The 12,590-nt window shown below is 75.8% G+C and carries 8 protein-coding genes; all 8 read right to left on the reverse strand.

Annotation, left to right across the window (positions count from 1 at the left end):
- Positions 1-229: 229 nt before the first annotated feature.
- Positions 230-856, reverse strand: a complete 627-nt coding sequence (locus ACL02T_RS26050) for an AAA family ATPase (RefSeq protein ID WP_412833401.1) — start codon at positions 854-856, stop codon at positions 230-232.
- Positions 857-1,205: 349 nt separating this feature from the next.
- Positions 1,206-1,544 (reverse strand): P-II family nitrogen regulator, encoded by a 339-nt coding sequence (locus ACL02T_RS26055; protein WP_412833402.1) that lies wholly within the window; start codon positions 1,542-1,544, stop codon positions 1,206-1,208.
- 25 nt (positions 1,545-1,569) lie between these two features.
- Entirely contained in the window at positions 1,570-4,218 is a 2,649-nt protein-coding gene (locus ACL02T_RS26060; RefSeq protein WP_503129106.1) for a [protein-PII] uridylyltransferase, read from the reverse strand.
- Positions 4,139-4,477, reverse strand: coding sequence for a P-II family nitrogen regulator (locus ACL02T_RS26065; RefSeq protein WP_412833404.1), 339 nt, complete (start codon positions 4,475-4,477; stop codon positions 4,139-4,141). The genes ACL02T_RS26060 and ACL02T_RS26065 overlap by 80 nt, the downstream gene beginning before the upstream one ends.
- Positions 4,478-4,638: 161 nt before the next feature.
- On the reverse strand, positions 4,639-4,977 hold the full coding sequence (locus ACL02T_RS26070) for a P-II family nitrogen regulator (RefSeq protein ID WP_412833405.1): 339 nt from the start codon (positions 4,975-4,977) through the stop codon (positions 4,639-4,641).
- Positions 4,978-4,980: 3 nt separating this feature from the next.
- The gene (locus ACL02T_RS26075) at positions 4,981-6,336 is read right to left on the reverse strand and encodes an ammonium transporter (protein ID WP_412833455.1); all 1,356 of its coding nucleotides are present in this window, start codon (positions 6,334-6,336) and stop codon (positions 4,981-4,983) included.
- A gap of 287 nt (positions 6,337-6,623) precedes the next feature.
- Complete coding sequence (gene ftsY / locus ACL02T_RS26080) at positions 6,624-8,768, reverse strand: signal recognition particle-docking protein FtsY (protein WP_412833406.1); 2,145 nt, start codon at positions 8,766-8,768, stop codon at positions 6,624-6,626.
- Positions 8,769-8,866: 98 nt separating this feature from the next.
- On the reverse strand, positions 8,867-12,502 hold the full coding sequence (gene smc / locus ACL02T_RS26085) for a chromosome segregation protein SMC (RefSeq protein WP_412833407.1): 3,636 nt from the start codon (positions 12,500-12,502) through the stop codon (positions 8,867-8,869).
- Positions 12,503-12,590 lie beyond the last annotated feature (88 nt).

Consider the following 12,590-nt stretch of genomic DNA (forward strand, 5'->3'; position numbering starts at 1 on the left):
GCTCCCGCGAGTCGCGCCGTGGGCTCCCGCGAGTCGCGCCGTGGGCTCCCGCGAGGCGCGCCCTCAGCTCCCGCGAGTCGCGCCCTCAGCTCCCGCGAGTCGCGCCCTCAGCTCCCGCGAGTCGCGCCCTGGGCTTCCGCGAGTCGCGCCCTGGGCTCCCGCGAGTCGCGCCTTGAACTCCCGCTCGTCGCGAGCTCCGGCCTCGCGGCGGATGGGGGTAGCGCCCCGATCAGAGGGTGACCGCGAGGCCCCGGGCGGCGGTGGGTCGGTCGAGGGCGATCGCGCGTGTCCAGCGCTCGCCCAGCGTCCCGGCGGAGATCCGGGCGGCGACGCCATTCGCCCTGCTCACGTGCCGGGCGAAGGATCCGCTCTCGATCAACCGGCCGCGATCGGCCTGTCCGCGCAGCGCCTCCGCGGGCGCCGCGTCGATCCACACGAGGTAGGCCGAGCGGCGGGTCAGCCGGGCCAGGCCCCGGACCGTGCGCCGCAGCCCGGGCGAGGTCGCCGGCAGGTGCACGACGACGACGCGCGCCGAGCCGATCGCCGTCACCACTGCGGCGAGCCGGTGCAGGAGGTGGACCAGCGGCCGGATGCGCGCGTAGGGGATGCCGGGCAGGACACGAGCCACGAGGTCGCGCTGGGTCTCGGAGTCGAGCACGCGCAGCCCCGGCAGCTCCGGCATGCGACGCAGCAGCGTGCTCTTGCCGGCGCCCGGCACTCCGGCGACCAGCACCAGCGCGCGACCCGGCACCGACAGCCGCACCGACGCCGCGGCGCCTCCGGCGGTGAGCTCGGGCCCGAGCGGGAGGGGCAACGGGCGGGGCGGGGTGTCGCCGGGCGCGGTCGCGAGGGTCATGGGCACCCAACGTCCGGTTCCGCCCGTTCGTTCCGGCCACCCGGTTCCTCACAGCCGCGCCACAGCCGAAGGCCACGACTGCGCTGTCAACAACTCCCCGACACGCGGAAGCCCACAACGCGACTCGCGGAAGCCCACAACGCGACTCGCGGAAGCCCACAGCACGACTCGCGGGAACCCACAGCACGACTCGCGGGAACCCACAGCGCGACTCGCGGAAGCCCACAGCACGACTCGCGGAAGCCCACAGCACGACTCGCGGGAACCCACAGCGCGACTCGCGGGAGTCCACAGCCCCCGGCCGGCCACCCCGCCCTGTCCGCCGTCCACCGCTGCCCGCGCGGCCGGGCTACAGCGCGTCGGTGCCGCGTTCGCCCGTGCGGACCCGGACGACGGTCTCGACCGGGGTGACCCACACCTTGCCGTCGCCGATCTTGCCGGTGCGGGCGGCGCCGATGAGGGCGTCGACGACCCGCTCGGCGACCGCGTCGTCGACCACGACCTCGACCCGGATCTTCGGCACGAAGTCGACGCTGTACTCCGCGCCCCGGTAGACCTCGGTGTGCCCCTTCTGCCGGCCGAAACCCTGCACCTCGGTCACCGTCATCCCGAGGACACCCAGCTTCTCCAGCGCCTCCTTGACCTCGCCGAGCGCGAACGGCTTGACGATCCCCGTCACCAGTTTCATGCCCGGATCCTGCCCGGTCGCCCGTTCACCGCGTCGCCGAGGTGGCGCGGGGCCTCGCCGCGGCGGCGAGCACCGCCTGCTCGATCCGGCGCCGGTCGGTCCGGGGCACCTGCCCGTCGGGACCGGGGCCGGCCACCCCGAAGGAGTCGACGACCGACGCGCCGAGGGTCGCCACGCGCGCCCACCGGATGTCGAGCCCCGAGTCCTCCAGCGCCGCGGCGACCCGGTGCAACAGCCCGATCCGGTCCTGCCCCCGCAGCTCGACGACGACGGCGCCGGTCGCCTCGTCGTCGAACCACAGCACGCGCGGCGGGGCGGTCCGCTCGACCACCTCGGTGGTCGGCGCGTAGTCGCGTTCCTTGCGCGCCAACGCGTCGGACAGCCCGAGGGTGCCGTCGAGGACCCGGCCGAGGTCGAGCCGCACGACCGCCGGGTCGGGCAGCCCGCCGAAGCGCGGCGACACGGCGAAGCTCGACACCGTGACCTCGCCCTCGGTCGTGACCGTGGCCGCGTGCACCTCGAGCGAGTGCAGCGCGAGGACGCCGGCCGCGGCGGACAGCGCACCCGGCCGGTCCGGCGTCCCGATCACGACGGTCGCGAGGTCGTGCTCGGAGATCAGCCGCAGCTGCGGCCTGCCCTCCTTCTCCACCCCCGTGACGACCTCGGCCGCGACCTGCGCGGCGGTGTCCGCGATCGGGACCGGGCCCGGCAGCGGCTCGCCGGTCATCAGCGCCCGGACCCGGCCGGCGAGGTCCCGGACGAGTGCCCGCTTCCAGGGGCTCCACACCCCGGGCCCGGTGGCCAGCGAGTCCGCCTCGGCCAGGGCGTCGAGCAGGTCGAGCAGCAGCGGGTTCCCGTCGAGGGTCTCGACGATCCGGTCGAGCGTGGCCGCGTCGTCCAGGTCGCGGCGGGTGGCGGTGTGTGGCAGGAGCAGGTGGTGGCGGACCATCGCGCCGAGCGTCCCGACGTCGTGCTCGCCGAAGCCGAGCCGCCGGCCGATCTGCAGCGCGAGCGACTCCCCCACCTCGGAATGGTCGCCGCCGCGGCCCTTGCCGATGTCGTGCAGCAGGGCGCCGACCAGCAGCAGGTCCGGACGCGAGACGCGGGTGGTCAGCCGCGCGGCCTGCGCGCAGGTCTCCACGAGGTGCCGGTCCACGGTCCACACGTGCGCCCGGTCCCGTGGCGGCAGGTCGCGCACCGCGCCCCACTCCGGGAACAACCGCCCCCACAGCCCGGTCCGGTCGAGCGACTCGATCACGTCGACCATGCCCTCGCCCGTGCCGAGCAGGGACAGCAGCTCGCCGAGGGCGGCCCGGGGCCAGGGCTCGCGCAGCTCGGGCGCGGTCTCGGCGAGCCGGTGCAGGGTGCCGGCGGCGACGGGCAGGCCGGTGCGCGCAGCGGTGGCGGCGACCCGCAGCACCAGGGCGGGGTCGCGCCCGGCGGCGGCGTCGCGGGCGAGGGTGACCTCCCCGGCGTGCTCGACGACGCCGGAGTCCAGCGGCCGCCGCACCGGCGCGCGACGCAACGCGGACAGTCCGCGGCGCGGGAGCGCGGCCTTCGCCGACCGCAGGCCGACCTCAGCGGCGAAGGCGACCGCGCGGGCCGCCCCCGAAATCGACCGGGCCAGGTCGAAGCGGTCACCGAGCTCGAGGGTCGAGGCGATCTCGTCCGCGTCCTGGGCGCGCAGCACGTCCCGGGCGCGACCGGCGGTGCGGTGCAGCTCGGTGCGGACGTCGAGCAGCAGCATGCGGGCCTCGGTGACCTCGCCGGCGGGCCGGTCGACCAGCTGCGCGGCGGCGAGGTGGTCCAGGAGCTGCACGTCCCGCAGGCCGCCGTGCCCGGACTTGAGGTCGGGTTCGATCCGGTGCGCGACGTCGCCCACCTTGGCCCAGCGGTCCCGGGCGGAGCCGGCGATCTCGTCGAAGCGGTGGCGCATGCCGGCCCGCCACGCCTGCCGGACGGCCTGCTTCACCTTGTCCGACAGGGCCGGGTCGCCCGCGATGTGCCGCAGCTCGAGCAGCCCGTAGGCGGCTCGCAGGTCGGTCGCGGCGACCTGGACGGCCTGGCCCGGGGTGCGGACCGAGTGGTCCAGCCCGATGCCGGCGTCCCACAGCGGGTACCACAGCTGCTCGGCGAGCCGGTCGACGTCCTTGCGGCCGTCGTGCAGCAGGACGAGGTCCAGGTCGGAGTACGGGGCCAGCTCGCGCCGCCCCAGCGCCCCCACCGCGACCAGCGCCGCCCGGTCCGTGAGGCCGATCGCGGCGCACCGCGACGACAGCCAGAAGTCGTGCAGGTCGACCAGCGCCGTCCGCAGCGCGTCCGGGGCGAGCCGCCGCCGTCCGCCCTGGCGGTCCAGCAGCACCGCCTTCGCCCGGACGAGGTCCCCCGCCGACCCGGACGTCGGTCCCGCCCCCGATCCCGGCGCCGGTCGCGCGCCCGAATCCGGACCTGACCCCGGACCTGATCCCACTGCCGTCACCGACTCGCCCTCGTGTCCACCGGCTCGCGGCCGGCTCCGCTCCACCCCGACCGAGACCGTCCCGACCGGGGCCTCCCCGACCCAGGTGCCGCCGCCGGCGGCACCGCCCCGAGCCTCACAGCGCGTCCGGGCCCCGCTCCCCGGTGCGGACCCGCACCACGGTCTCGAGGGGCACGACCCACACCTTCCCGTCACCGATCTTCCCCGTGCGCGCGGCCTGCACGACCGTGTCGACGGTCTTGTCGACGACGGTGTCGTCGACGACGATCTCGATCCGCACCTTGGGCACGAAGTCCATCTGGTAGTCGGCGCCGCGGTAGACCTCGGTGTGCCCCCGCTGGCGGCCGTAGCCGGTCACCTCGCTGACGGTCATCCCCGCCACGTCCAGCCGCTCGAGGCCGGCGCGGACGTCGTCGAGCGCGAAGGGTTTGACGATCGCCGTCACGAGCATCATCACGGTTCTCCGATCGGTGGTGGGTCGGCCGCCGCACCCGCCGGCCCGCACGACGGGACGAACGGGAGGAATCCGGCGCCCGCACGAGACGCCGGAGGCCCGCCGTGCCGAGTGGCACGACGGGCCCCGGCGACCTCGGGCGGGTGCCGTCGAGCGGTCCGTCAGATCGCGTCGGTCCCGCGCTCGCCGGTGCGGACGCGGACCACGGTGTCGACCGGGGCGACCCAGACCTTGCCGTCGCCGATCTTGCCGGTGCGCGCGGCCTCGACGACCGCGTCGACCACCTTGTCCGCGAGGGCGTCGTCGGCGACGACCTCCACCCGGACCTTCGGCACGAAGTCCACGGAGTACTCCGCACCCCGGTAGACCTCGGTGTGGCCCTTCTGCCGGCCGTAGCCCTGGACCTCGGAGACGGTCATCCCGAGAACCCCGATCTGCTCGAGGGCGCCCTTGACGTCCTCCAGCACGAACGGCTTGACGATGGCGGTGATCAGCTTCACGGTTCAGCTCTCCTTGCCGGCGGCGACGTGCGCGGCCGCCTGCGGGGTGGCGGCGTCCGGGCGCGGGGTGCCCGCGACCCCGGCCAGGCCGCGGTGGCTGGAGAAGTCGTAGGCGGTCTCGGCGTGCTCGGTCTCGTCGATGCCGGTCGCCTCGTCCTCCTCGCTGACGCGGATCCTGCCGCCGAAGACGGCCTTGACGATCAGCGCGATGACGAAGGTCAGGATGCCCGAGTAGAGGAGCACCGCGAACGCACCGACGATCTGGCGCCACAGCTGGTCGAACCCGCCCCCGTAGAACAGGCCCGCGACCGCGGCCGGGGAGCCCGGGTCGGCGAAGAAGCCGACGAGGATGGTGCCGGCCAGACCACCGACGAGGTGGACGCCCACCACGTCGAGCGAGTCGTCGTAGCCGAAGCGGAACTTCAGGCCGACGGCCAGGGCGCACAGGGCCGAGGCGATGGCGCCCAGCGCGATCGCGCCCAGCGGCGAGACCGAGGAGCAGGACGGGGTGATCGCGACCAGACCGGCGACGACACCGGATGCGGCGCCGAGGGTGGTGGCCTTGCCGTCCCGGATCCGCTCCACGAGCAGCCAGGCGAGCATCGCGGCACAGGTGGCGACGATGGTGTTGAGCATCGCGAAGGCGGCGGTGCCGTTGGCGCCGAGGGCCGAACCGGCGTTGAACCCGAACCAGCCGAACCAGAGGATGCCGGCGCCGAGCATGACCAGCGTCAGGTTGTGCGGGCGCATGGGCTCACGCGGCCAGCCGCGGCGCTTGCCGAGCACGATCGCCAGCGCCAGCGCCGCGATACCGGCGTTGATGTGGACCGCGGTGCCACCGGCGAAGTCGATCGCGGCCAGCGAGTTGGCGATCCAGCCACCCAGGACCGAGCCGTCGCTCGAGTCGAACGCGAAGACCCAGTGGGCGACCGGGAAGTACACGACCGTGGCCCAGATGCCGGCGAAGAGCAGCCAGGCGCCGAACTTCATGCGGTCGGCCACCGCACCCGAGATCAGGGCGACGGTGATGATCGCGAACGTGGCCTGGAAGCCGACGAACACGAGCGCCGGGATCGACCCGGAGAGCACGTAGGAGGACTCGGCGACGTCCGCGGAGTACGTCCCCACGAACAGGCCCTTGAGCCCCCACGCCTCCGTCGGGTTGCCGAGCAGCCCACCGCCGACGTCGTTGCCGAACGCCATCGAGTAGCCGTAGAGCACCCACAGGACGCCGACGAGGCCCATCGAGGACAGGCTCATCATCATCATGTTGAGGACGCTCTTGCTGCGGACCATGCCGCCGTAGAAGAGCGCGAGCCCAGGCGTCATGAACAGCACCAGCGCGGTACTGGCGAGCATCCACGCGGTATCGCCGCTGTTGAACGCGTCCACGGATCTCCCTCCCGTTCGTGTCCGCACCCTCGTGCGGCAGGTGCCGGAATAATCGGAGCGGGATGTTTCCGGGAAGATCGCCCTATGTTTCCGGGGGATGAACCTGACTCCACCTCGGGTTACATCCAGGTTTCCCATTCCGGCAGTACCGGTTCGTGCGCACAGCGTGACGAGAACCGTGACCGTTTCGTGCCCTTCACGCCGGGGAGATCACCGCGGGTGATCCCCCCGGCGCGGGGCGGGGACGGCTCTCCTCAGCCCAGGAGGGCGTCGACGAACGCCTTGGGCTCGAACGGGGCCAGGTCGTCCGGGCCTTCGCCGAGGCCCACGAGTTTCACCGGGACGCCGAGCTCGCGCTGCACGCGGAAGACGATGCCGCCCTTCGCCGTGCCGTCGAGCTTCGTCAGCGCGATGCCGGTGACCTTCACGACCTCGCCGAACACGCGGGCCTGGATCAGCCCGTTCTGGCCGGTCGTGGCGTCGAGGACGAGGATCACCTCGTCGACCTCGGCCTGCCGCTCGACGACCCGCTTGACCTTGCCCAGCTCGTCCATCAGACCGGTCTTGGTGTGCAGCCGGCCCGCGGTGTCGAGGATGACCGCGTCGGCGCCGTCGGCGGTGCCGCGCTTGACCGCATCGAACGCGACGGCGGCCGGGTCGGCCCCCTCCGGCCCCCGCACCACGGCGGCCCCGGCCCGCTCGCCCCACGTCGCGAGCTGCTCGGCCGCAGCGGCGCGGAAGGTGTCGGCTGCCCCCAGGACCACGTGCCGGCCGCTCGCGACCAGGACCCGTGCCAGCTTGCCGGTGGTGGTCGTCTTGCCCGTGCCGTTGACGCCGACGACGAGCAGCACGCCCGGACGACCGTCGTGCGGCAGGGCTCGGATCGAGCGGGCGGCCTCGGTCTCGAGCGCCTCGGTGAGGACCTCCCGGAGCAGCTGCCGGGCCTGGTCCGGGGTGCGGACGGCGCGGCGGGCCAGCTCGGTGCGCAGCGTCTCGACGAGCTCGGCGGTCATCTCCGGGCCCAGGTCGGCCTGCAGCAGGGTGGCCTCGACGTCCTCCCACGACTCCTCGTCGAGCTCGCCGCCGCCGAGCAGGCCGAGCAGACCCTGGCCGAACGCGGAGCGGGAACGGGAGAGGTTGCCGCGCAGCCGCTCGAGGCGGCCCTCCGCGGGGGCGATCTCCTCGGTGGGGGCGGGCGGCGCGGTGGCGGCCGGGACCGTGGGTGCGGTGGCCGTGGACGGCGCCGCCGGAGCTTCGGTCGGCGGGGCCTCGGTGGGCGGGGCCTCGGTGGGCGGGGCCTCGGTGGGCGGGGCCTCGGTGGGTGACGGAGCGACGGACGGGGCGGCAGCGGCCGGGGCCTCGGGGGCCGGGATCTCGGTGGCCGGACGCCCTGCAGGCGGGGCCTCGGGCGCAGGGGCCTCGGGCGCAGGGGCCTCGGGCGCAGGGGCCTCGGGCGCAGGGGCTTCGGGTGCCGGGGCCCGGGGGGCCGGCGCCGGGGCCTCGGGGGCCGCGGGTGCCGGCGCGGTGGGTGCGGCCGCCGAGGCGGCCGGGATGCCCCCGGGCGGGGTGGCGGTCTCCGGCGGGAGGACGGCGGGGATGCCCTCGGGCGGGGTGCGCGCCTCCGTCGCGGTGCCGCCCGTGGGGAGCCCGCGGGGCGGTGTGCGGACATCGTCCGCGGTTCCGGTGAGCTCGTCGCCGGGCGCGCGTTCGGGGGCCGCGGGCGCCTCGGGAGCCCCGGTCGGCGGCGCGGTGTCGGCGGGCCGCGCGATCGGGGTCGCGCCCGACGGCGCCGGCAGGTCCGCGGGCGGAGCCGCGGGCCCGGCGCCGTCGGTGGGTGCGGTGGGTGCGGTGCGAGCGGCCCGCTCGGTCGTGCCGGTCCCCGGCGCCCCCTCCTGCACCTCCTCGCGCGCGGTCGGCGCCGCCGGCGCAGCCGCCTCCCCGGGCGCGGTCGGCGCCGCCGGTGCGGTCGCCTCGTCCCCGGGCGCGGGGCGCTCCGGCGCCTCCTTCTCGGGTGCCCTCTCCGGCGCCGGCGCCGCGGACGCCGCGGCAGCCGCACCGGCGACCGCCGCCCCCCCGGCGGCCGCGGCGGTCCCACCCCGGCGGCCCGGCTCGGGCTCCTTCTCCCGCGCGGGGGGCACGAGGTCCGGCCCGGGCTCCGCGCGCGGCGGCAGCGTCGGCGTGCCGGTCCCCGCCCCGCTGCCGGCGGAGAAGTCGAAGCCTCCGCTGGCCCGGTAGGTGTTGCCCTGCCTGGGCTTCTCCTCGGGGGCCGGGGTCGCGAGCTCGTCCGGCTCGCGCAGGCTGATCCGGCGCCTGCGGCGGACCGTGAAGCCGGCGACCAGGGCGATCAGCACGACCACCGCGACCACGACCAGGATGATCCAGAGGGTCTGCGTCGTCACACCCCCAGCCTGTCACGCCCCACCGCCCCGCACCGGCGACGGCCCCGGGTCGACGCGAACCGCGGCGGCCGCCGCGGGGAGACGACTCCCGCGAAAGCTCAGGAGGCCGGGCGCAGCCGCTGCGAGATGACGGTGGTGATGCCGTCCCCCCGCATCGAGACGCCGTAGAGGGCGTCCGCGACCTCCATGGTCGGCTTCTGGTGCGTGATGACGATGAGCTGCGAGGTGGCGCGCAGCTCCTCCATCAGCGAGATGAGCCGGCGGAGGTTGGCGTCGTCGAGGGCGGCCTCGATCTCGTCGAGCACGTAGAAGGGCGAGGGCCGGGCCCGGAAGATCGCCACCAGCAGCGCCATCGCGGTCAGCGAGCGCTCGCCCCCGGAGAGCAGGGACAGCCGCTTGACCTTCTTGCCCGGCGGGCGCGCCTCCACCTCGATGCCGGTGGTCAGCATGTCCGACGGGTCGGTGAGCACCAGCCGTCCGTCGCCGCCCGGGAACAGGGTGGCGAACACCGTCTCGAACTCGCGCGCGACGTCCGTGTACGCCTGGGTGAAGACCTCGAGGATCTTGTCGTCGACCTCGCGGACCACGGTGAGCAGGTCACGGCGGGTGTTCTTGAGGTCCTCGAGCTGGGTGGACAGGAAGGTGTACCGCTCCTCGAGCGCGGCGAACTCCTCGAGTGCGAGCGGGTTGACCTTGCCCAGCAGGGCGAGGTCCTTCTCGGCGCGCTTGGCCCGGCGCTCCTGGGCGGCGCGGTCGTAGGGCATCGCCGGCGGGGCGACGACCTCCTCGCCCCGCTCCTTCGCCGCCTCGTACTCCGCGACCTCGGCCGGCGACGGCGGCACCCCGACCGACGGGCCGTACTCGGCGACCAGGTCGTCGACCGCGATGCCGTGGTCGGCCAGCGCCTTCTCGGTGAGCTGCTCCAGCCGCAGCCGGGACTGGGCGCGGGCCACCTCGTCCCGGTGCACGGCGTCGACCAGCTTGTCGAGCAGCGCGGACAGCCGCCCGGTGGCGGCCCGGGCCTCGGTCAGCGCGGCCTCCCGCTCGGCCCGGGCGGCGGCGACGTCGTCCCGCTCCGCGGCCGCGGCGCCCAGCGAGACCTCGATCCGCTCCAGTGCCCGCACCCCCGCCCCGACCACCAGGTCGGCGACCGCGGCGTTGCGCTCCCGCTCCCGCCGCGCGGCCGCGGCCCGGGCGCGGGCCTGCCGCTCCGACGACGCCTGCCGGCGCAGCGAGTCGGCCCTGCCGGCGATCGCCCGGGCCCGCTCCTCGGCGGTGCGCAGCGCGAGCCGGCACTCGACCTCCTCGGACCGGGCCTCGGCGAGCTTCTCCGCGGCGGTGTCGCGGACCTCGGTGTCCGGCTCGTCGTCGACCGGCTCGCCCTCGGCCACCGACAGCTGCTGCTCCGCGGCCTCGAGCGCGAGCAGCGACTCCGACCGCTTGGCCTCCACCGCGTCCCGCCGCTGGCGCAGCCGCTGCGCCTCCTGCTCGGCCGAGCGCACGACCTGCTCCAGCCGGCCGAGCTGGTTGCCCGCCGCGGCGCGCCGCTGCTCCGCGGCCCGGCGTTCGGCCGTCGCGGCCTCGAGGTCGGCCTTGCGCGCGGCCTCCTCCGCCCGCGCGCCGTCCAGGGCCGGGCGCAGCCGCGTGAGCTCGACGTCGGTCGCGTCCCGTGCGGCGACCGCCTCGTCGACGGCGGCCTGCACCTCCAGCGCGCTCGACCCACCGCCGGACCCGCCGCGCGCCCGGAACTCCTCGAGCACGTCGCCCTCGGTCGTGACGGCGACGAGCCCGGCCTCCGCCACGGTCCGCCCCGACTCGAGGTCGTCGACCAGCACGACGCGGTCCAGCAGCGAGGCGAGGGCGGGCGCCAGCCCCGCGGGGGCGCGCACCGCCTCCGTCGCCCACCGCCCGACCGGCGCCGCCCCGGCGTGGTCACGGCCGGGTCGGGCCTCGGAGAGACCGACGAGGCCCGCGCCCGTCGCGGTCCCCGTGCCGCCGGCAGCAGCCGCGCCGTCCCCGGCCGCGCCGACCAGCAGCGCCGCGGACCCGTGGTCCCCCGACCGCAGCTCCCGCAGCGCCTCGACCGCCGCGCCCGCGGTCTGCACCGCGACCCCCTCGGCCAGCTCCCCGAGCACGGCCGCGATCGCGGTCCGGGCCGCGGGCTCGACCTCCAGCAGCTCCGCGACGGCGCCCACGACCCCGTCCCGCTCCCCCGACAGCAGCGCCCCGCTGCCGTCCTTGCGGGCGAGACCCACCGACAGCGCGTCGACCCGGGCCCGCCAGTGCGCCCGCCGCTGCTCCAGCTCCCGCTCCTGCGCGACGAGCTCGCGGACCCGCGCGGCCGCGGACTCCTGGGCCTCCGCGGCGGCCTCCACCCGCGCGGCGGACTCGCCGGAGCCTGCCTCGTCGAGCACACCGAGCTCCTCGCGCGCGGCCTCGAGCTCCTCGGCCGCGGTGACGATGCGGGCCTCGGCCTCGCCGAGTGCCTCGGACAGCCGCTCGATCTCCTCGGCGGTGGCGGCCGCGCCGCTGCGCAGGGCCTCGGCCTTGCCCGCGAGGGTGGCGAGCCCGGCCCTGCGGTCGGCGATCGCCCGGACCGCCGCCATGTGCGCGCGCTCGGCGGCCTGCAGGGTGCGCTCGTGCTCGGCGCGCTCCTCCAGCACCTCGGCGAGCCGCTGCCGGGCCTCGACGACGGCCGCGACCAGCTCCTCCTCCTGCTCGGCGACGAGCTCGGCCTCGGCCTCCAGCTCGTCCGGGTCCCGGCCCGGGGTGCGCTCGGCCTCGGCGGAGGCCAGGTGCCGGGCACGCTCCTCGGCCAGCCGCACGGTGCCGCGCAACCGCTCGGCCAGCGAGGACAGCGCGTACCAGGTGTCCTGTGCGCGCTGCAACCGCGGCGCGTCCGCCGCCAGCGCCTCCTCCAGTTCGCCCTGCCGCGCGCGGGCCACGTCGAGCTGCTCGGCGATCTCGGCCCGTCGCCGGCGGGCCTGCTGTTCGTCGGCCTCCTCGCGGGCGAGCGCGTCCCGCAGGGTGACGATGTCGTCCGCCGCGAGCCGGATCCGCGCGTCCCGCAGCTCGGCCTGCACCTGCTGCGCCTTGCGCGCGATCTCGGCCTGTCGGCCCAACGGCTTGAGCTGGCGGCGCAGCTCCGAGGTGAGGTCGGTGAGCCGCGTCAGGTTGGCCTGCATCGCGTCGAGCTTGCGGAGCGCCTTCTCCTTGCGCTTGCGGTGCTTGAGGACGCCGGCGGCCTCCTCGACGTAGGCGCGCCGCTCCTCGGGCTTCGACCGCAGGATGGCGTCGAGCTGGCCCTGCCCGACCACCACGTGCATCTCGCGGCCGATGCCGGAGTCCGAGAGGAGCTCCTGGATGTCCAGCAGCCGGCAGGAGTTGCCGTTGATCTCGTACTCGCCGGCGCCGTCCCGGAACATCCGCCGGGTGATCGACACCTCGGAGTACTCGATCGGCAGGGCGCCGTCGGAGTTGTCGATGGTGAGCGTGACCTCCGCGCGCCCCAGCGGCTGCCGCCCGGACGTGCCGGCGAAGATCACGTCCTCCATCTTCCCGCCGCGCAGGGCCTTGGCCCCCTGCTCGCCGAGCACCCAGCTGATCGCGTCGACGACGTTGGACTTGCCCGAGCCGTTCGGCCCCACGACACAGGTGATCCCCGGTTCCAGGCGCAGCGTCGTGGCCGAGGCGAAGGACTTGAAGCCCTTCAGCGTCAGGCTCTTGAGGTGCACGGCGGCGGTCTCCGGGGTGTCTCGGGGTGAGCGGAGCGTACCGGCCGGCACCGACGGTCCCCGGCCCGTGGCGGGGCCGGGGCCGGGC

This window comes from Pseudonocardia oceanicola (assembly GCF_047200735.1).
Classification (GTDB): Bacteria; Actinomycetota; Actinomycetes; order Mycobacteriales; family Pseudonocardiaceae; genus Pseudonocardia.